An 18487-nucleotide genomic window follows, 5' to 3' on the forward strand; every position below is an offset into this window, starting at 1 on the left:
GTCGCAAATCCTGCCAACTCGGTGCTTCAGGAATACTGAGTTTGCAGGGTTTGGGGCCGCTTCGCAGCCCAACGGGGATAAATCCCCTCGCCACAAGGGTCTGCTGTAAGACCCAAGCCACCCACAGAGTTCCTCAGGCAATCTGCAAAACCTTGAACACAAATGCATATTCGAGCGCTACGTCACGTAATCCCTGATAGCGCCCGCTCATACCGCCATGCCCGGCGCCCAGTTCGGTCTTGAGCAGCAGCACATTGTCGTCGGTCTTGGTTGCGCGCAATTTTGCTACCCACTTGGCCGCTTCCCAGTACTGCACGCGGCTGTCGTTGTAGCCGGCGATCACCAGCAGTGGCGGATAAGCTTGCGCGGTGACGTTTTCGTACGGTGCGTAAGCCTTGATCCGATCATAGACGTCCGGTTCTTCCGGGTTGCCCCATTCGTCGTATTCGGTGACGGTCAGCGGCAGATCGGGGTCGAGCATGGTGTTGAGCACGTCGACGAACGGCACTTCGGCAATCGCCACGCCGAACAGGTCCGGGCGCTGATTGAGTACCGCGCCGATCAGCAGGCCACCGGCGCTGCCGCCGCTGATCGCCAGTTTCTCCGCCGTGGTGATGCCGTTGAGAATCAGGAATTCGGCGCAGGCGATGAAGTCGCTGAAGGTGTTGTGTTTGTGTTCCTGCTTGCCGGCGCGATACCAGGCTTCGCCCAGCTCGCCGCCGCCGCGTACGTGGGCAATGGCGAAGGCCATGCCGCGATCGAGCAGGCTCAGGCGGGCGTGAGAAAACCACGGATCGAGGCTGGAGCCGTAAGCGCCATAACCATACAGATACAGCGGCACCGGTTTACCGACCATCTCGCGTTTCATCACCAGACTGATCGGCACCTGCGTACCGTCCGGGGCGGTCGCCCACAGGCGTTGGCTGACATAGGCGTCGGCATCAAATTGGCCGAGTACCGGGGTTTCCTTGAGCACCGTTTGTTCGCCGCTGGCAAGAATCAACTGGCGCACCTGGGCCGGGCGATTCAACGCTTCGTAGCGCAGGCGAATGCGGTCGCTCTCGAATTCCAGGCTGTTTTGCACGTGGAGGCTGTAGGCCGCATCGGGCAATTGCACGCGATACGGCGCCGAGCCCTGCGGGTGAACCTCGATGATCGGCAGGCCACCTTCGCGCAGACTCAAAGTCATCGCCTCGGTGTTGAGGCTGACACCGTCGAGCATCACTTCTTCGTTGTGCGGGATCAGGTTCTGCCAGTCGGCCTCGCTCGGCGGCACGCCAGTGTCCGGGGCCTGATACAGGGCGAAGTTGATGCCGTCGCGGTTGGTACGGATAAACCATGTCCAGACGCCATCGAGCAGGCCGTGGTCGACGTCGTATTCGTGATCTTCGACCCGTGGCGCCAGGCAGCTGAACGGCAGGTGCGGTTGGTTGGCGTCCAGCGCCCAGACTTCACTGGTGGTCTTGCTGCCCAGCGACAGCAGCAATTGCTGTTCGGAGCTGGCGCGGTAGCAATGCAGGAAGAACCGACCGTCCGGCTCGTGGAAGACTTCTTCAGCGGCGGTGCCATCGAGACGATAGCGGAACAGTTTATGCGGGCGATGGGTGTCGTCGAGCACACCGAAAAACAGGGTCAGGCTGTCGTTGGCCCAGGTCATGCTGCCGTCGCAGTCCTCGAATTCCAGTTCGCTGACCTTGTCGTTGGACAGCTCCTTGACGAACAGCGTGTAGATCTCATCGCCCGAGGCATCAACGCTGTAGGCCAGGCGCTGGTGATCGGGGCTGATGCTGAAAGCTCCGAGGGAGAAGAAGCCGCCATTGGCCAGCGCATTCGGGTCGAGCAGCAATTGTTCGCGGCTTTCATCGAGGGTCAGGCTGTCGTCCGCCGGGCGCGGGCAGCGGTAGTGCCGGGCATATTCGTCACCGGCGGTGGTGCGCGTGTAATAAAGGTAGGGGCCCCAGGGCGAGGGCAGGGACAGATCAGTCTCGAGAATCCGCCCCTTGATCTCGTTGAACAGGCTTTCACGCAGCTCGGCCTGATCGGCGGTTTGCGCTTCCTGATAAGCGTTTTCAGCCTTGAGGTAGTCGAGCACCGCGTCGGTATCGCGTTCCTGCAGCCAGGCATACGGGTCGGCGCCGGGCGCCCGGTGGGCAATCGGGGCAGTCATGACATTGGCGGATTGGGGCATGGAAGGCTCTCGGACAATATTCGGAATTGGGTTGTTCGCAGGTCTTGAAAGCGCCGCAGCCCGTGTGGGAGCGAGCCTGCTCGCGAAAGCGGTGTGTCAGGCAACGCTGTTGCAACTGACAGTCCGTATTCGCGAGCAGGCTCGCTCCCACAGGGGCGGCTGCTGGCCGTCTGGTATTGGGACAAGCCGCATGGGCGAAAAGTCGTTACTATAAGCGCCTATTTGCCTGCCTTGCCATGGACACCATGACCGAGAACGACTATCTGATCGCCTGGGGCCTTTACGCCTTTGCCGCCGTGGGCTGCCTGCTGGTATGGATGCGCCTGACCACCTGGATGTGGCGTTGGCTGCGCGAGCCGCTGCGTGTGCTGATGGCGGTGTTGCTGTTCAGCCCGACCATCGTCGATCCGGTGAAAGCCAAAGTTGCACCGGCCATCGCCATCACCGCCCTGGACATGCTGTTCAAGGTCGGCAACAACGCCTGGCGCGCGGTTTCCGATCTGTTCATGTACGGCATGATCGCCTTCGGGGTGTATCTGGTTTTCGTTTTGATCCGCCTGCCGATCGAGCGTGCCTCGGCAGCACGGCGTGAACGCGCCGAGGCCGCCAAGGCTGCGGCCCGTGCCGAAGAGCGCGACGATGATCAACCGTTCGGCGGCGCCGGTGACGACCGCTACGGTCGCCCGCCAGTACCGAACAATCCGCAGCGCATGCGGGTCGAGCCGCGTCTGTAACCCGAGAGTCCGCACATGTGTGAATTACTGGGCATGAGTGCCAACGTGCCGACCGACATCGTGTTCAGCTTCACCGGCCTGATGCAACGCGGCGGCCGTACCGGCCCGCACCGCGACGGCTGGGGCATTGCCTTCTACGAAGGGCGGGGCCTGCGGCTGTTTCAGGACCCGGCAGCGAGCAGCGAGTCGGAAGTTGCCAACCTGGTGCAGCGTTATCCGATCAAGAGCGAAGTGGTCATCGGCCATATTCGCCAGGCCAACGTCGGCAAGGTCTGCCTGTCCAACACCCACCCGTTCGTCCGCGAACTGTGGGGGCGCAACTGGTGTTTCGCGCACAACGGCCAGCTCGCCGACTTCACTGCGATCAAGAGTTTCTACCGACCGGTCGGCGATACCGACAGCGAAGCGGCGTTCTGCGATTTGCTCAACCGGGTACGCGCAGCCTTCCCCGAGCCGGTCGATATCGAAACGCTGCTGCCGGATCTGGTCGCAGCGTGCGCCGAATATCGCAGCAAAGGCGTGTTCAATTGCCTGCTCAGCGACGGTGACTGGCTGTTCTGTTACTGCTCGACCAAACTCGCCCAGATCACCCGCCGCGCCCCGTTCGGCCCGGCGCGGCTCAAGGATGTCGATGTGATCGTCGACTTCCAGGCCGAAACCACGCCCAACGACGTGGTCACGGTGATTGCCACCGAGCCTTTGACCGAAAACGAAACCTGGACCCGTTACGAACCGGGCCAATGGAGCCTGTGGCGACGCGGCGAATGCGTCAGCCAGGGCAAGACCGAATAAGGATTTGCACCCATGTTGCTCAGTTATCTACGGCTGGTGTTGTTTGCGGCGGGCCTGTTGATCGGTGTCCAGGTGCCGGGGTTCATCAACGATTACGCGCAACGTGTCGAAGCGCACCTGATCGAAGCGCAGACCGGCCTGCGTGGTTTCCAGGGCACGGCGGATCAGTTTTTCAAAGGCGATATGCAGGCGCTGGTCGCACATTACCGTGCCAGCGAAGACCCGATTTTTCGCAGCGATGCCGACAGCCTGAATACTTTGCTCACCCGCCAGGTCGCGCTGGACAAGCAATTCCAGGCGATGCAAGGCCCGTGGTATGTGCGCTTCCTGCAAGTGGTGCTGGCCGCCGATCCGGATATTCGCAAGGAAACCTGGAACGGCTACAGCTACCAGATTTTGCTGACGCCAGAGGCGATGATCTGGGGCATGAGCGGCGCATTGCTGCTGTCGTTCGGCATCGAATGCCTGTTCCGCCTGATCGACTGGGTCGTCCTCGGCGGCCGCCGCCTGCGCCAGAGCCGACCGATCGAAGATCGCGATGTGCGCGGTTTGTAAGACTTGCACAATCCCCTCTGGCAAGAGAGGCCTTATGGCATGGGGGATTCTGTGGTGAGTGGGCTCTGGGGTGAGTGGGTTCTGTGGTGAATGGGCTCTGTGGTGAATGGGCTATGGGGGGAGTGGGTTCTGTGGCGAATGAGTTCCGTGGCGAGTGGGTTCTGTGGTGAATGAGTTCTGTGGCGAGGGGATTTATCCCCGTTGGGCTGCGCAGCAGCCCCAAAACCTGCACTGAAAGACCGCGTTGGCCGCAATCACGACTGCTGCGCAGCCGAGCGGGGATAAATCCCCTCGCCACGTAATCATTCAGTAAGGGTGATGCAGTCCTTGCCCACCTTGTGCGCATACCCCGCTAGCACCTGCTGACACAACGTCACAATCTCCTCGACCCACTCAACCCCGACCCGCCACGACACCACCACCGGCAGATTCGCCGGCCGCTGCTCGATGTCGAGCACGATCAATTCGCCACGCGCCAGCTCCTCGGTCACCAGCACCGGCGGCAGCGCGCCGATACCGAAGCCATCGCGCAACAACCGGGTGATCGCCGACACCGAGTTCACGCAATTCAAGCGTGGCGCCATGACGCCGCTGGCCTGCATCAGCGCGACGATATCCTGATGCGGTCGTGAGTTTTTCGAATAGGTGATGATCCGTTCCTGTGCCAGTTCGGCGAGGTCGGCGTAGTCACGGTTGTAGATCGAATTGCTCGCGACAATCCAGCCCAGCGGATGGCTCGCCAGCTCGAGGCTGCGCACGCTTTCGTGACGGACCAGATCGGTTTGCAGAACCAGATCAAGAAAGCCTTTTTGCAGTTGATCGCAGAGGTTCAGCGCGGTATCCGCGACCAATTCGATTTCCACCCGCGGGTACAGATCGGTCATCTGCGCCACCAGCGGGCTCAGCCAGGTATGGATCACTGTGTCCATCACGCCGATACGCACCCGGCCGACCTTGCTCGAACGGGTCTCGATCGACTGCTTCAGCGCCGCCATGGTGTCGAGCATCTGCTCGGCATAGTCGAGCACTTTCAGGCCTTCCGGGGTCAGGCTGACGCCGCGTGAGTCGCGCAAAAACAGCTTTACGCCCAGCTCGCCTTCGAGCACTGCAATGCGGCTGGAAATCGATGCCTGGGTGGTGAACAGCTTGTCAGCGGTCAGGCGAAAACTCTTCAGACGCGCGACCCAGACAAAGGTCTCGAGAAACTTCAGATTCATGGACAAGGCTCGAGTGACAAATTTTTCTTATGCCTAAGGCGGGTTTTTATTCGTTGGACGGCGCAGGGCAGGGCGACGAAAAATCGACGCATCCGGTTCCCACGATAGGCGTCGTCGGAGCTTCGAACAAGACCAATAAAAGCCCTGCGGAGATTTGCCATGAGTGCTCCCGATACCCTCCCTTTATCCAAGCCTGCGGCTCGCCCCGGGCCTTTCGACTGGTATCGCAACATCAACCAGCAGGAGCGTCGCACGTTCTGGAGCTGCAAGATCGGCTACGGTCTGGACGGTATGGACACACAGATGCTCAGCTTCGTCGTGCCGACGCTGATCGCGATGTGGGGCATCACCACGGGCGAAGCGGGACTGATTCACACCAGCACCCTGATCGCCTCGGCCATCGGCGGTTGGGTCGCCGGGATTCTCTCCGACCGCATCGGCCGTGTGCGCACCCTGCAACTGACGGTGCTGTGGTTCGCCTTCTTCACCTTCCTCTGCGGCTTCGCGCAAAACTACGAACAATTGTTGATCGCCCGCACCCTGATGGGCTTCGGTTTCGGCGGTGAATGGACCGCTGGCGCAGTGTTGATCGGTGAAGTGATCCGCGCCAAGGATCGCGGCAAAGCGGTGGGCATGGTGCAATCCGGCTGGGCGCTGGGTTGGGGCCTGACGGCGATTCTGTACGCGCTGCTGTTTTCGGTGTTGCCTGCGGAAGATGCCTGGCGCGCGCTGTTCATCCTTGGCATCGTGCCGGCGATATTCGTGATTTTTGTCCGTCGCCTGGTGAAAGATCCGGAGATATATCGCGAAGCCAAAGCCGCGCAAACTCCGGAAAACCCGGCGAAGTTCTACGAGATCTTCGCACCGGGCATGCTCTTCACCACGTTTCGCGCTTCTTTGCTGACCACCGGTGCGCTGGGCGGCTACTACGCGATCACCTCCTGGCTGCCGACCTTCCTCAAAAACGAGCGCGGTTTGAGCGTGCTCGGCACCGGTGGTTATCTGGCGATGGTGATCGTCGGTTCCTATGTCGGTTATGTGATCAGCGCGTATCTGACCGACCTGCTGGGGCGGAAAAAGAACTTCATTTTGTTTGCCGTCGGCTCGTTCACCATCGTTCTGCTCTACACGCAGATGCCGGTCAGCAATGGCGTGATGCTCTGGCTGGGCTTTCCGCTGGGCTTCTTCGCCTCGGGGATTTTCAGCGGCATGGGCGCGTTTCTCACCGAATTGTTCCCTACGCGGATTCGCGGCTCGGGCCAGGGTTTCTGCTACAACATCGGCCGCGCACTGGCGGCGTTATTCCCGCTGTTGATCGGCCTGCTCAGCCAGAAGGTGCCATTGAGCATGGGCATCGGCGCCTTCGCGGCGGTGTCTTACGGCGTGGTGATTCTGGCGGCGCTGAGCCTGCCGGAAACCCGTGGCAAGCAACTCGACGCGCAGTAACTGATACCCTGCGCAGAAGTCTCCTACAGATAAAAAGACCAGCAGCTACAGGAGTGTTCACCGTGAGCCGCCTGCTATTGAATTGCGACATTGGCGAGAGCTTCGGCAGCTGGACCATGGGTCTGGACGCCGAAGTCATGCCCTTCATCGATTGCGCCAACGTTGCCTGTGGTTTCCATGCCGGCGACCCGAGCATCATGCGCAAAACCGTGGCGCTGGCGCTCGAGCACGGCGTGCAGATTGGCGCGCACCCGGCCTATCAGGATCTGGTCGGATTCGGCCGACGCTCCATGGCGTATTCCGCGCAAGAGCTGCAAGACATCCTGCATTACCAGATCGGTGCCCTCGACGGCATCTGCAAGGCGCAGGGCGGGCGCGTGAGCTACGTCAAACCCCACGGCGCGATGTACAACGACATGATGGCCAACCCTGCGCAGTTGCGCGCGGTGGTGCAGGCCGTGGCCGCTTATGATCGCAATCTGCCGCTGATGTTGATGGCGACCCGAGACAACGCTGCGGGGCAGCAAATTGGCGATGAATACGGCGTAACGCTGTGGTTTGAAGCATTCGCCGACCGTGCCTACGACAGCGCCGGCCGGCTGGTCTCCCGGCAACTGCCGGGCGCCGTGCATCACGATCCCGAAAAAATCGTCGAGCAAGCGCTGACCATCGCCAATGGCGGCGCGCTCACCGCCAGCGATGGCAGCGCTTTGAACCTGCGCGCCAATACCTTGTGCGTCCACGGCGACAACGCCAGTTCCGTGGCCGCCGTGCAGCGCATTCGCCAGGCCTTGCAGCAGTCGAGTGCGTCATGAACCCACGGATTGAAGTGGTGGCGCTCGACTGCCTGATGCTGCGTCTGTTCGATGAAATCGCCGAAGCCAACATGCCGTGGCTGCTCGCCGCCAGCGAGCGTTTGCGCACGGTGTTTGGCGCCCGGCTGATCGATCTGGTGCCGTCCTACACGACGTTGATGGTGCATTACGACCTGACGCTGTTGAGTCCTGCTCAGGCGCGTGACTTGATCGCCGAAGCGCTGGTCGATCTGTCGCCGAATGCGCGCCGTGCCGGGCAGTGTCACGTCTTGCCGGTCTGGTACGACTTGAGTGTCGGCCCGGAACTGAGCCTGCTGGCTGAACGCAGCGGTCTCGCGGTGGAGGAGGTGATTCGTCGCCACAGCGCACGGGAATATCAGGTGTTCGCGTTGGGCTTTGCGCCGGGTTTTGCCTTCATGGGCCTGGTCGAAGAAATGCTCGCCGCGCCGCGCTTGAGCACGCCGCGCAAGAAAGTCGCCGCTGGCAGCGTCGGTATCGCCGAGCGGCAGACCGCTGCCTATCCGGTGGTCTCGCCCGGTGGCTGGAACCTGATCGGGCGCACCCCGGCGCAACTGTTTGATCGCCATCGCGACGGCTACAGCCTGATGCAACCGGGCGACACGGTGCGCTTCGAAGCCGTCGATCACGCCGAATTCATACGCTTGGGCGGCGATGACACACCACTGGAGGCGTTGGCATGAGTCGATTGACGATCGAAGCCAGCACACCGCTGTGCCTGTTGCAGGATGCCGGGCGGTTTGGCGTGCGGCATCTGGGCGTGACTCAAGGCGGCGCGGCGGATTGGTGTTCGATGAGCTGGGCCAATTGGCTGCTCGGCAATGAGCTGGATGCAGCAGTGGTTGAAATCACCCTCGGCGGGTTTGCTGTTGTGGCTGAAGAGGATTGCCTGCTGGCGCTGGCGGGAGCGGATCTCGGCGCGCAGATCGACGGCCAGCCGCTGGCGCCGTGGCGCAGTTTCAAATTGGCGAAAGGCCAGACATTGCGATTTACCCAGCCGTTGCTTGGCGCTAGAGCTTATCTGGCGGCCCCCGGTGGGTTTACTGCGCCTAAGGTGCTGGGCAGCATTGCCACGGTGGTGCGCGAAGAATTGGGCGGGCTTGATGGCATGGGCCTTCCGCTCGCCAAAGGGGCGGTGCTCGGTTACAGCGGCGAAGCGTTGGCAGTACGGGAAATGCCTTCGGCGCTGCGGCCGGATTTCAAAACGCACGCGCCTTTGGACTTGGTGCTCGGCGCACAGATCGGCCAGTTCAGCGGGCAGAGCCTGTTCGATGTCTTCAACAGCGCCTGGACCATCGACAGTCGCGCCGACCGCATGGGCATCCGCCTGCTCGGCTCGGCGTTGCAATATCAGGGCGCGCCGATGATTTCAGAGGGCATTCCCTTGGGCGCTGTGCAGGTACCGCCCGATGGCCAACCGATCGTGTTGCTCAATGATCGCCAGACCATTGGCGGTTACCCGCGCCTGGGCGCTTTGACGCCGCTGGCGCTGGCCAGGCTGGCGCAATGTCTGCCAGGGGCAACGGTGCGATTCATTCCGGTAATGCAGGAGCAAGCCTGGAAAACGCATCAGAACTATCTGAGGTCCTACGCGTAACGTGCATGGTTTCGTACCCAAAACCGAGACGCTTCCTGGCAGCTAAGTACGTCGCCTTACAGTCGTGACTGTGAGCATATGAAACGATTGCCCTTCATCTCTCACAAGGAAGTTACAGATGCGTTATATGAAAGTCAGTGCCCAAACCAGCGCGGAAGGTGCCGTGAGCGTCGTCGAGTTCCATGATCGCGCCAGAGCTGATGTGGTCTACAAGGCCAGAGTCGATCGTTTTGGTAGTCTGCAACGGGTAGACGCCGGTGACGCCGATAGCGAAGCAATGACAGACCCGATCGAAAAATTTCTGTCTACCGCCAATTCCGATATCCGGCGCATGTTTGTCAGGCATCTTCAAACCGGACAGAACGGCGCCTGTATGGAGCTGATTGCCGAGGGCAGGGTTGCGCAAGGTCCGGCTACCGGTGTGCGGTTTCGCTTCTTTGATGCGCAAGGTCAGATGCAAGAGGAACTGCTGACAAGGCCGGAAACCCGGCAGGAAAAGGCCAACCGTTTACAGCGCGAAGCTCAGCAGCGCAATGAAATCGTGCGGCAAGCGAAACAACGCGGCGTGTCTCCTCCGCCTGTTTGCGAAACGGATGACCGAGCCTTCATGGACAGACTTTGCGTGGCCTACATCAAATCGGGCTGGTAATTCTTTGATCATTCCCGCGCTCAGCGTGGGAATGATCAGGCGGTCATTTGGACAAGAACCGCATCCCTTCTTCAAGCCCGCGCAGCGTCAGCGGATACATCTGATCCTCGATCAGATCGCGGACGATGTTGGTCGACGAGGTATAGCCCCACGTGTCCTTCGGATACGGGTTGATCCAGATAAGCTTCTTGTATTTTTCCATGAAGCGCTGCATCCACACGTAACCCGGCTCTTCGTTCCAGTGCTCGACGCTGCCACCGGCCTGGGTGATTTCATAAGGCGCCATGGCGGCGTCACCGATAAAGATCACTTTGTAGTCGGCGCCGTATTTATGCAGCAGATCCTGGGTCGAGGTGCGTTCGGAAGTGCGGCGCATGTTGTTCTTCCACACTGATTCATAAATGAAGTTGTGGAAGTAGAAATACTCAAGATGCTTGAACTCGGTCTTGCAGGCCGAGAACAATTCCTCGCAGATCTTTACGTGCGCGTCCATCGAGCCGCCGATGTCGAACAACAGCAGCAGCTTCACCGTGTTGCGCCGTTCCGGGCGCATCTGGATGTTCAGCAGGCCGGCATCCTTGGCGGTGTGGTCGATGGTGCCGTCGATGTCGAGTTCTTCCGCCGCACCCTGACGGGCGAACTTGCGCAGACGACGCAGGGCGACCTTGATGTTGCGCGTGCCCAGTTCCACCGAATCGTCGAGGTTCTTGTACTCGCGCTGATCCCAGACCTTGACCGCTTTGCCCTGACGCTTGCCGGCATCGCCAGCGCGGATGCCTTCCGGGTTGAAACCGCCGGAACCGAACGGGCTGGTGCCGCCGGTGCCGATCCACTTGTTGCCGCCGGCGTGACGTTCCTTCTGTTCTTCCAGACGCTTCTTGAATTCCTCGATGAGCTTGTCCAGCCCGCCAAGGGACTGGATCTGCGCGCGTTCTTCGTCGCTCAGCGAACGCTCGAATTCCTTGCGCAGCCAGTCTTCGGGAATCAGCGCCTGCAAGTGATCGTCGAGTTTCTCCAGGCCATTGAAGTAGGCACCGAACGCGCGGTCGAACTTGTCGAAATGGCGCTCGTCCTTCACCAGAATCGCCCGCGACAAGTAGTAGAACTCGTCCATGTCGGCGAAGGTCACGCGCTGTTTCAGCGCGTTGATCAGGTCGAGCAGCTCGCGTACCGACACCGGCACCTTGGCTGCACGCATTTCGTTGAACAGGTTGAGCAACATGGCAGCAGCCTCTTAGCGGGTGCCGCGCCGGCTCATGAACGCCAGGCGCTCAAGCAGTTGCACGTCCTGTTCGTTTTTCACCAGTGCGCCTGCCAGCGGCGGAATGGCTTTGGTCGGATCGCGCTCGCGCAGCACCGCTTCGCCGATGTTGTCGGCCATCAGCAGTTTCAGCCAGTCGACCAGCTCGGACGTCGAAGGCTTTTTCTTCAGGCCCGGTACCTTGCGCACGTCGAAGAACACGTCGAGCGCTTCGCTGACCAGGTCCTTTTTGATGTCCGGGTAGTGCACGTCGACGATTTTCTGCAGGGTAGTGCGGTCGGGGAAAGCGATGTAGTGGAAGAAGCAGCGGCGCAGGAAGGCGTCCGGCAGCTCTTTCTCGTTGTTGGAAGTAATGATGATGATCGGGCGCTTCTTGGCCTTGATGGTCTCGTCGATCTCGTAAACGTAGAACTCCATCTTGTCGAGTTCTTGCAACAGGTCGTTGGGGAACTCGATGTCGGCCTTGTCGATTTCGTCGATCAGCAGAATCACCCGCTCTTCGGACTCGAAGGCTTCCCAGAGCTTGCCTTTCTTCAAGTAGTTGCGCACGTCGTGGACTTTTTCATTGCCCAGCTGCGAGTCGCGCAAACGGCTGACCGCGTCGTACTCGTACAGACCCTGATGGGCCTTGGTGGTGGACTTGATGTGCCAGGTGATCAGCTTGGCCCCGAACGACTCGGCCAGTTGCTCGGCGAGCATGGTCTTGCCGGTGCCCGGCTCACCCTTGACCAGCAGCGGCCGTTCCAGGGTGATGGCGGCGTTGACCGCCAGCTTCAGGTCATCGGTGGCGACGTAGGCCTGGGTGCCTTCGAACTTCATCTGCAAATCCTCGAACGGTAACGCTGACCTTGCGGGCAGGGCGGGGCGAATAATCGGATGCCCGACTATAACGCGCACGCCGGTCGACTGTGAACGCAGACGGCTTATTCAGTCTCTGAATGGAGCGTCACATGTTGACTCAGTCTCGGCGGATGGCCAGTATTTCGGTATCGCCGATTTGGCGATAGCTTGTGATCCATGTCTACTAAATACCGATTTCGCGATAAATACCGCACACAACTGCGTGAGAAAGATCACCCACCGCCCCATGTCCACCTGACCGGTGGCGGCGTTGACGTGATACTCAGCCTGGAAACGATCGAAGTCATGATGGGTAAGGCCCCGCCGCTGATCGTCAAAGAAGCGTTGGCTTGGGTGGGCGCACATCAGGCGCAACTACTGAAGGAGTGGAAACGATGTTACCCATGAAACGGCCGCGTCTGCGATCTGCGCACGTCCTGTCGGATTTCAGGTTGGCGCTGACATTTATCAATGGTCAGGAACTGACAGTTGGTTTGGGGATGGATATTCATACTTATCCAGGTCTGCGGCCACTGCTTGATCGCGAAGTCTTTGCGACTGCCGTAGTCGGGGACGAGGGTTGGATCGTTGAATGGGTTGAACCCGACGTACAGATCGGTGCAGACACCTTGTATATGGATGCGCTAGCGCAAAATGCCCAGGATGAGAACACGCGCATTTTTATCGATTGGCGCGCCCGTACCGGACTTTCTCTCAATGATGCGGCCGAAGCGCTCGGTGTGAGCGCTCGCAGCATCAGCCGTTACAGCAATGGGCGTGAAGCAGTGCCACGTTCTTTGGCCTTGGCCTGCCTGGGCTGGGATTCGCTGCAACAGCGTTCATCGATAGCGGCCGAAGACACAGGTCGATATGTCGTCAACCGCAAAAATTAACCCTCATCCGGCTTCGGCCGCTCATATCGCGCATTGAATGCCTGGATGAAGCCATTGCGCAAAATCTGCAAAAACGCTTCGAAGGCGTTGACGTTCTGCTGGTGAACATTGCCGCTGAGTTCGACGCGAGTGGCGAACTGGTTTTTGTTCTGGTTTTTCAGCACGGTCTCGGTGCCGCCGACCAGCGCTTCCCAGATTGAGCGGAACAGGCCTTTGTTCTTGTTTTCGACGTCCTGCTGCCAGTTGAATACGTCGACGTCGCGCAGCAGGGGTTTGATGTAGCCGGTGAGTCGGGCTTTCTCTGCCTTCGCTTCGATAACCACGTCGCCGTGGCCGGCGTTGAAGTCGAACTTGCCGTAGGCGGCGGCGAAGTCGTTCATGCGTTTGAGCTCGATGTCACGGGCGCGCAGACGGAATTCAAAGTCTTCGAAGTTGCTCAGCGGATCGAAGGTGGCGGTGGTTTCCAATGGCGCGTGGCCCAGCAGCAAAGCCTTGCCTTCAAAGCGGGCGTCGCGTTTGCCTTCCTTGTCGACCACATTGGTCAGGTTGTAGATGCTGGCGTTGACGTTGCTGGCATTCATGTTCACCGGCGGCTTGGAATTGAAGTTGCGGAAGGTGATACGGCCGTCGTTGATCTGCACCTCATCGAGGGTGATCGGCAGCAGCTTGCCCAACTGCTCACGCCAGTCGGTGCCCTGACCGGTCTGCGAGTTCTGCTTGTTGGGGCCGCCGTCGACGAAGTTGATTTCGGGGTTGAGAAATTGCACCTGCGCGACCACGGCATGGTCGTACCAGAGCGAATGCCAGCTCACCGACAGGTCGATCAACGGCGCATCGACGAACGGCACCGGGACCTTACCATCGACCTTGACGATCTTCAGGCCATTGATTTTGTAGGCGCCGCGCCATAGCGCGAGATCGACATCCGTGATCTGTCCACGGTAATCGCCCATGTCCGCGAGCTTGTCATTGAGGTAGTCGCGTACCAGATAGGGCAGGGCGAAATGCAGGGCGACCAGCAGCACCACGACACCCGCCAGGGTCCAGAGCGGCCAGCTGTAACGACGTTTCATGCCATTGTTCCTTCAAGAGTGTGGCTTGACGATTCAATGCGATTGACTCCGCGCGTTTGCAGACGTTCGACCCGACTGGACTGTGATCGGCAACGGGCTTACCTTGGAAGGCTGAATTCAACGCTGCATAAGGACCCAGCCATGAGCCGTATTTACGCTGACAACGCCCACTCCATCGGTAATACGCCGCTGGTCCAGATCAACCGCATCGCGCCGCGCGGGGTTACGATTCTGGCCAAGATCGAGGGGCGCAATCCCGGTTACTCGGTCAAATGCCGAATCGGCGCCAACATGATCTGGGACGCCGAAGGCAGCGGCAGACTCAAGCCGGGCATGACCATTGTCGAGCCGACTTCCGGTAACACCGGTATCGGTCTGGCCTTCGTTGCCGCTGCGCGTGGCTACACGTTGATGCTGACCATGCCGGCATCGATGAGCATCGAGCGCCGCAAGGTTCTTAAAGCCTTGGGCGCGGAACTGGTGTTGACCGAGCCGGCCAAGGGCATGAAGGGCGCCATCGAGAAAGCTGCGGAAATCGTCGCCAGCGATGCCGACAAATACTTCATGCCGGCGCAGTTCGATAACCCGGCCAACCCGGCGATTCATGAAAAGACCACCGGCCCGGAAATCTGGAACGACACCGACGGCGCCGTGGATGTGCTGGTGGCTGGCGTAGGTACCGGCGGAACCATTACTGGTGTCTCGCGGTATATCAAGAACACCGCCGGTAAACCGATTCTGTCGGTGGCTGTCGAGCCCGCTTCTTCGCCGGTGATTACGCAGGCGTTGGCCGGCGCCGAGATCAAGCCGAGCCCGCACAAGATTCAGGGCATTGGCGCCGGTTTTGTGCCGAAGAACCTTGATCTGTCGATGGTCGATCGTGTCGAACAGGTGACCGATGAAGAATCCAAGGCCATGGCTCTGCGCCTGATGCAGGAAGAGGGGATTTTGTGCGGCATTTCCTGCGGTGCTGCCATGGCGGTGGCGGTGCGTCTGGCGGAGAAACCAGAGATGCAGGGTAAAACCATCGTCGTGGTGCTGCCGGATTCGGGTGAGCGTTACCTGTCGAGCATGCTGTTCAGTGACCTGTTTACCGAGCAGGAGAACCAGCAGTAAGCCTGTTGATTCAGGTCAGCCGAGGTTCAGGTGCTGCATGTTAATAAAGGCTTTGTTGCGTAATGCTTAACACTGAATCTTGTGTCAGGCGGGTTTTTCCGCAGGCCGGTAGTGTTTATCATGGCCGGCGGCCATGCCGGGTAAAGGGCATTGCGCAGCGTTGTCTTTATTCAAGGAGTTGTTGATGACCGTTTCGTTTGCCGCCAAGGCGTTTGTGCTGTTGCTGTTTCTGGGCAGCACGCTCTATGTGCATTTGCGCGGCAAGGCGCGTTTGCCGGTATTGCGCCAGTTCGTCAACCACTCCGCGCTGTTCGCGCCCTACAACGCGTTGATGTACCTGTTTTCCGCAGTGCCATCCAGACCGTATCTGGATCGCAGCAAGTTTCCGGAACTGGATGTTCTGCGCGACAACTGGGAAACCATCCGCGACGAAGCCATGCACCTGTTCGACGAAGGCTACATTCGCGCTGCCGAAAAGAATAACGATGCCGGTTTCGGTTCGTTTTTCAAGAAAGGCTGGAAGCGTTTCTATTTGAAGTGGTACGACAAACCGTTGCCATCGGCCGAAGCCCTGTGCCCGAAAACCGTGGCGCTGGTCAGCGCCATTCCCAACGTCAAGGGCGCGATGTTTGCGCTGCTGCCGGGCGGCAGTCACCTCAACCCGCACCGCGATCCGTTCGCCGGCTCGCTGCGCTATCACCTCGGTTTGTCGACGCCCAACTCCGATGATTGCCGGATCTTCGTCGACGGTCAGGTCTATGCCTGGCGCGACGGCGATGACGTGATGTTCGACGAGACCTACGTGCACTGGGTCAAGAATGAAACCGCTCAGACTCGAGTGATTCTGTTCTGTGACATCGAACGTCCGCTGAGCAACCGCCTGATGACCCGGATCAACCGCTTCATCAGCGGCTGGCTCGGCCGCGCCACCGCGCCGCAGAATCTTGATGACGAACGCGTTGGCGGCATCAACCAGGCTTATGCCTGGAGCAAGAACTTCAGCGACCGTTTCAGCGGCGTGGTCAAGCAGTGGAAGCGCCGCCATCCCAAGGCCTACAGGGTAATGCGCCCGGTGCTGGCGGTGCTGGTGCTGACGTTGCTGGGGTACTGGTTGTTTGGTTGAGGCTGGATCAGACAATAGAAAACCGCTCTTTGGGAGCGGTTTTTCATTAGCGGAAGGAAAAGGACGACCCGGCTAATGCGCCGCTTGGCTCTTCAACGGCTGGATTGACCAGTGCATTCCTGATGCGATGCATCTCGGTTTCAGATAATTCAACAGATGGCTGCTTTTTCTCCATCTTTCTGGATTTGAAGTTTGATGCTTTCTTTTCAACGACAGCTTTCATGGGATCTCCCACGTTGATCACTAAATGAGCAGGTGCTCAGATACTAGACTTGGTCAATACGCTTCACAAGACGGCCCTCAGAGTCGAATTCGAAACCCAGTTGACGGTATAGAGGTATAGCTCCCGAAAGAGGCTCCTGAATTTCGATTTGCTGGCTGCCGATGATACGTGCGAAATGAGTGACGGCAGTCAGGGCGAAGGTCGCTATGCGGCCCTTGAGCGGGTGTTCGTTTGGGTGCCCCTCAAGACGCACAATCTTGACTCTCAGTCGGCTTTGGTTCGGATTGGCGAAACAAAGTCCGCACAGTTCACGATCAAACCAGATTGCCAGATCGAAGCTCATTGGTTCTTTGGCTTTCCATCGGACAATTTCCTCCCAGCAGAAATGCGGATCGAGCCATTGCTCATAAGCTTTCATGGCGGACGCATCAATAGCCTCGAAGCGAACCTTGGAATAATCAACGTCAACAATTGCGCGCGCCTCGAGTTCGCTGTGTAGCTTCGCAAATGTAACTGCCGCCCGCTTCCTCGCCTCCGACCGATAAACCTGATACCGCAAATACGTCCGTTTCCTTGGCATATGATCTCTTGCATTCCATGTCTCCTGACAATCCGTTGCCACGCCAATAACCCTAACCACCCGGCGCCGCACTGTCGCTACCGGCCCATTGCCCAAGTCATTGCAATCTGTGTCCCGGGCTGGTTATAGTCAGCCCGCTTGAGCGCCATGCTCACGCCTTCATTTCCTCAATAAAGATCAGCATCCATGCCTGCATCCCTCATCAACGCGGTAGTCGATTCAGCGGTCAACGCTGGCGTCGTGCCGTGCGGGAATCGGCAGCCTGTGCAGATCAGTCATTACCCTCCACCTGTCAGTAGCACGCCGGTGTGCGCAGTCGTTTCGCCGCCGGGCGTTGGTGTTCGGGGCTGATCGGCAGTTTCTGCTGAACCCCGCGCCCGCCAGAACAACCTACTGAATTTCAGCTTCGGCTGAGTTGGCTTCTTGCCTGACTACAGGTGGTATTCATGTTTGTCCTTTCGAAACAGTCCGCGCTCGCGGCGACGTCCACGAGCCTGTTCGTTCTGCTGTGGAGCAGCGGGGCGATTTTCTCTAAATGGGGCCTGGCCCATGCTTCGCCCTTTGCCTTTCTGCTGATTCGCTTCGCCATCGCCCTGTGCGGGCTGGTGTTGCTGGCGCCGCTGCTGAAATTGAAGCTGCCCAAGGGTGGCAAACCGATGCTGTTTGCGATCGCCACCGGCGTGGTGCTGTTGGGCGCCTATCAGATCTTTTATCTGCTGGCGCTGGATTGCAAAGTCACGCCGGGGGTGATGGCCACTCTGATGGGCGTTCAGCCGATTCTCACCGTGGTGCTGATGGAGCGCCAGCGTTCGGCGAGCCGCCTGTTCGGCCTGGCGCTGGGTCTGGCCGGGCTGATCATGGTGGTTTATCAAGGGATCGGTCTGGCCGGAATGTCCTGGGCAGGCATGTTGTTCGGTTTGCTGGCGCTGGCGAGCATGACGCTCGGCTCGATCATGCAAAAACGCATCACCGACAATCCGCTCGGTACGCTGCCAGTGCAGTACCTGGCCGGCCTGTTGCTGTGCGCGGTGTTCGTACCGTTCCAGCCGTTTCACTTCGAGCACAGCGCAGGCTTCATTGTCCCGGTGTTATGGATGGGCCTGGTGGTGTCGGTGCTGGCGACGCTGTTGCTGTATCGACTGATCGCGCGGGGCAATCTGGTGAATGTCACCAGCCTGTTCTATCTGGTGCCGGCGGTGACGGCAGTGATGGATTACCTGATTTTCGGTAATCGTCTGGCGGCGTTGAGCGTGTTGGGAATGCTGCTGATTATTGTCGGGTTGGTGTTTGTGTTCCGTAAAACCGGATAGCCGATAGGCAGGTGGCGCTTGTTGCGCCGCCTTTCGCGAGCAGGCTCGCTCCCACAT

At 59.5% G+C, this 18487-nt stretch carries 20 protein-coding genes; 13 read left to right on the top strand and 7 right to left on the bottom strand.

The window, feature by feature from the left end; genetic code table 11:
* Nucleotides 1-133 precede the first annotated feature (133 nt).
* Complete coding sequence (locus AB4O45_RS20190) at nt 134-2188, bottom strand: S9 family peptidase (protein ID WP_252887459.1); 2055 nt, start codon at nt 2186-2188, stop codon at nt 134-136.
* A gap of 236 nt (nt 2189-2424) precedes the next feature.
* Between AB4O45_RS20190 and AB4O45_RS20195 the strand changes: the two genes are divergently transcribed.
* From AB4O45_RS20195 to AB4O45_RS20205, 3 genes are read left to right on the top strand one after another with little or no spacing between them, the layout of a single operon-like run.
* On the top strand, nt 2425-2922 hold the full coding sequence (locus AB4O45_RS20195; RefSeq protein WP_041478845.1) for a hypothetical protein: 498 nt from the start codon (nt 2425-2427) through the stop codon (nt 2920-2922).
* Nucleotides 2923-2937: 15 nt separating this feature from the next.
* A complete protein-coding gene (locus AB4O45_RS20200) occupies nt 2938-3714 on the top strand; it encodes a class II glutamine amidotransferase (RefSeq protein WP_252887460.1) in 777 nt (258 codons plus the stop codon).
* A gap of 12 nt (nt 3715-3726) precedes the next feature.
* On the top strand, nt 3727-4269 hold the full coding sequence (locus AB4O45_RS20205) for a DUF2937 family protein (RefSeq protein ID WP_016771223.1): 543 nt from the start codon (nt 3727-3729) through the stop codon (nt 4267-4269).
* A gap of 302 nt (nt 4270-4571) precedes the next feature.
* Here the strand turns inward: AB4O45_RS20205 and AB4O45_RS20210 are convergent, their stop codons facing one another.
* Entirely contained in the window at nt 4572-5486 is a 915-nt protein-coding gene (locus AB4O45_RS20210) for a LysR family transcriptional regulator (protein WP_423520464.1), read from the bottom strand.
* Nucleotides 5487-5645: 159 nt separating this feature from the next.
* Between AB4O45_RS20210 and AB4O45_RS20215 the strand changes: the two genes are divergently transcribed.
* The 5 genes from AB4O45_RS20215 to AB4O45_RS20235 all read left to right on the top strand — a co-directional run bounded on the left by AB4O45_RS20215 (nt 5646) and on the right by AB4O45_RS20235 (nt 10011).
* Nucleotides 5646-6932, top strand: coding sequence for an MFS transporter (locus AB4O45_RS20215; RefSeq protein WP_016771221.1), 1287 nt, complete (start codon nt 5646-5648; stop codon nt 6930-6932).
* Nucleotides 6933-6994: 62 nt separating this feature from the next.
* Entirely contained in the window at nt 6995-7747 is a 753-nt protein-coding gene (locus tag AB4O45_RS20220; RefSeq protein WP_460160464.1) for a 5-oxoprolinase subunit PxpA, read from the top strand.
* Nucleotides 7744-8448, top strand: coding sequence for a 5-oxoprolinase subunit PxpB (gene pxpB, locus AB4O45_RS20225; RefSeq protein ID WP_460160465.1), 705 nt, complete (start codon nt 7744-7746; stop codon nt 8446-8448). The genes AB4O45_RS20220 and pxpB overlap by 4 nt, the downstream gene beginning before the upstream one ends.
* Nucleotides 8445-9362 carry a 5-oxoprolinase subunit C family protein gene (locus AB4O45_RS20230; RefSeq protein WP_305382405.1) on the top strand — a complete coding sequence of 306 codons (918 nt, stop codon included), beginning with the start codon at nt 8445-8447 and terminating at the stop codon, nt 9360-9362. The genes pxpB and AB4O45_RS20230 overlap by 4 nt, the downstream gene beginning before the upstream one ends.
* A 118-nt stretch (nt 9363-9480) precedes the next feature.
* Entirely contained in the window at nt 9481-10011 is a 531-nt protein-coding gene (locus tag AB4O45_RS20235) for a hypothetical protein (RefSeq protein WP_305382406.1), read from the top strand.
* Nucleotides 10012-10054: 43 nt separating this feature from the next.
* Here the strand turns inward: AB4O45_RS20235 and AB4O45_RS20240 are convergent, their stop codons facing one another.
* Together AB4O45_RS20240 and AB4O45_RS20245 are read right to left on the bottom strand one after the other, a co-directional pair.
* A complete protein-coding gene (locus tag AB4O45_RS20240) occupies nt 10055-11233 on the bottom strand; it encodes a vWA domain-containing protein (RefSeq protein ID WP_460160466.1) in 1179 nt (392 codons plus the stop codon).
* A 12-nt stretch (nt 11234-11245) separates the two neighbouring features.
* Nucleotides 11246-12091, bottom strand: a complete 846-nt coding sequence (locus AB4O45_RS20245) for an AAA family ATPase (RefSeq protein ID WP_007911294.1) — start codon at nt 12089-12091, stop codon at nt 11246-11248.
* A 198-nt stretch (nt 12092-12289) separates the two neighbouring features.
* Between AB4O45_RS20245 and AB4O45_RS20250 the strand changes: the two genes are divergently transcribed.
* Both AB4O45_RS20250 and AB4O45_RS20255 read left to right on the top strand, forming a co-directional pair.
* Nucleotides 12290-12520, top strand: coding sequence for a DUF4160 domain-containing protein (locus tag AB4O45_RS20250; protein ID WP_460160467.1), 231 nt, complete (start codon nt 12290-12292; stop codon nt 12518-12520).
* The gene (locus AB4O45_RS20255) at nt 12508-13005 is read left to right on the top strand and encodes a helix-turn-helix domain-containing protein (protein WP_305382409.1); all 498 of its coding nucleotides are present in this window, start codon (nt 12508-12510) and stop codon (nt 13003-13005) included. Before AB4O45_RS20250 ends, AB4O45_RS20255 begins: the two co-directional genes overlap by 13 nt.
* On the opposite strand, the gene AB4O45_RS20260 is transcribed toward AB4O45_RS20255, so the two are convergent.
* Entirely contained in the window at nt 13002-14078 is a 1077-nt protein-coding gene (locus AB4O45_RS20260) for a DUF748 domain-containing protein (RefSeq protein WP_056783605.1), read from the bottom strand. The genes AB4O45_RS20255 and AB4O45_RS20260 overlap by 4 nt on opposite strands.
* A 141-nt stretch (nt 14079-14219) precedes the next feature.
* On the opposite strand from AB4O45_RS20260, the gene cysK reads away from it, so the two are divergent.
* Both cysK and AB4O45_RS20270 read left to right on the top strand, forming a co-directional pair.
* Nucleotides 14220-15194 (top strand): cysteine synthase A, encoded by a 975-nt coding sequence (gene cysK, locus AB4O45_RS20265; protein WP_460160468.1) that lies wholly within the window; start codon nt 14220-14222, stop codon nt 15192-15194.
* A gap of 184 nt (nt 15195-15378) precedes the next feature.
* Nucleotides 15379-16317, top strand: coding sequence for an aspartyl/asparaginyl beta-hydroxylase domain-containing protein (locus AB4O45_RS20270; RefSeq protein WP_041478836.1), 939 nt, complete (start codon nt 15379-15381; stop codon nt 16315-16317).
* 46 nt (nt 16318-16363) lie between these two features.
* Here AB4O45_RS20270 and AB4O45_RS20275 read toward each other — a convergent pair whose 3' ends face one another.
* Both AB4O45_RS20275 and AB4O45_RS20280 read right to left on the bottom strand, forming a co-directional pair.
* The gene (locus tag AB4O45_RS20275; protein WP_191622380.1) at nt 16364-16540 is read right to left on the bottom strand and encodes a hypothetical protein; all 177 of its coding nucleotides are present in this window, start codon (nt 16538-16540) and stop codon (nt 16364-16366) included.
* A gap of 43 nt (nt 16541-16583) precedes the next feature.
* Entirely contained in the window at nt 16584-17120 is a 537-nt protein-coding gene (locus AB4O45_RS20280; protein ID WP_056783608.1) for a hypothetical protein, read from the bottom strand.
* A 446-nt stretch (nt 17121-17566) separates the two neighbouring features.
* On the opposite strand from AB4O45_RS20280, the gene AB4O45_RS20285 reads away from it, so the two are divergent.
* Nucleotides 17567-18430 (top strand): DMT family transporter, encoded by an 864-nt coding sequence (locus AB4O45_RS20285; RefSeq protein WP_252879607.1) that lies wholly within the window; start codon nt 17567-17569, stop codon nt 18428-18430.
* Nucleotides 18431-18487 lie beyond the last annotated feature (57 nt).

Source organism: Pseudomonas sp. S2_B10 (assembly GCF_054668425.1).

Coding starts and splice junctions, on each gene's coding strand:
- AB4O45_RS20190 (WP_252887459.1), bottom strand. CDS start 2,188: ATGCCCCAATCCGCCAATGTCATGACTGCCCCGATTGCCCACCGGGCG.
- AB4O45_RS20195 (WP_041478845.1), top strand. CDS start 2,425: ATGGACACCATGACCGAGAACGACTATCTGATCGCCTGGGGCCTTTAC.
- AB4O45_RS20200 (WP_252887460.1), top strand. CDS start 2,938: ATGTGTGAATTACTGGGCATGAGTGCCAACGTGCCGACCGACATCGTG.
- AB4O45_RS20205 (WP_016771223.1), top strand. CDS start 3,727: ATGTTGCTCAGTTATCTACGGCTGGTGTTGTTTGCGGCGGGCCTGTTG.
- AB4O45_RS20210 (WP_423520464.1), bottom strand. CDS start 5,486: ATGAATCTGAAGTTTCTCGAGACCTTTGTCTGGGTCGCGCGTCTGAAG.
- AB4O45_RS20215 (WP_016771221.1), top strand. CDS start 5,646: ATGAGTGCTCCCGATACCCTCCCTTTATCCAAGCCTGCGGCTCGCCCC.
- pxpB (WP_460160465.1), top strand. CDS start 7,744: ATGAACCCACGGATTGAAGTGGTGGCGCTCGACTGCCTGATGCTGCGT.
- AB4O45_RS20230 (WP_305382405.1), top strand. CDS start 8,445: ATGAGTCGATTGACGATCGAAGCCAGCACACCGCTGTGCCTGTTGCAG.
- AB4O45_RS20235 (WP_305382406.1), top strand. CDS start 9,481: ATGCGTTATATGAAAGTCAGTGCCCAAACCAGCGCGGAAGGTGCCGTG.
- AB4O45_RS20240 (WP_460160466.1), bottom strand. CDS start 11,233: ATGTTGCTCAACCTGTTCAACGAAATGCGTGCAGCCAAGGTGCCGGTG.
- AB4O45_RS20245 (WP_007911294.1), bottom strand. CDS start 12,091: ATGAAGTTCGAAGGCACCCAGGCCTACGTCGCCACCGATGACCTGAAG.
- AB4O45_RS20250 (WP_460160467.1), top strand. CDS start 12,290: ATGTCTACTAAATACCGATTTCGCGATAAATACCGCACACAACTGCGT.
- AB4O45_RS20255 (WP_305382409.1), top strand. CDS start 12,508: ATGTTACCCATGAAACGGCCGCGTCTGCGATCTGCGCACGTCCTGTCG.
- AB4O45_RS20260 (WP_056783605.1), bottom strand. CDS start 14,078: ATGAAACGTCGTTACAGCTGGCCGCTCTGGACCCTGGCGGGTGTCGTG.
- cysK (WP_460160468.1), top strand. CDS start 14,220: ATGAGCCGTATTTACGCTGACAACGCCCACTCCATCGGTAATACGCCG.
- AB4O45_RS20270 (WP_041478836.1), top strand. CDS start 15,379: ATGACCGTTTCGTTTGCCGCCAAGGCGTTTGTGCTGTTGCTGTTTCTG.
- AB4O45_RS20275 (WP_191622380.1), bottom strand. CDS start 16,540: ATGAAAGCTGTCGTTGAAAAGAAAGCATCAAACTTCAAATCCAGAAAG.
- AB4O45_RS20280 (WP_056783608.1), bottom strand. CDS start 17,120: ATGCCAAGGAAACGGACGTATTTGCGGTATCAGGTTTATCGGTCGGAG.
- AB4O45_RS20285 (WP_252879607.1), top strand. CDS start 17,567: ATGTTTGTCCTTTCGAAACAGTCCGCGCTCGCGGCGACGTCCACGAGC.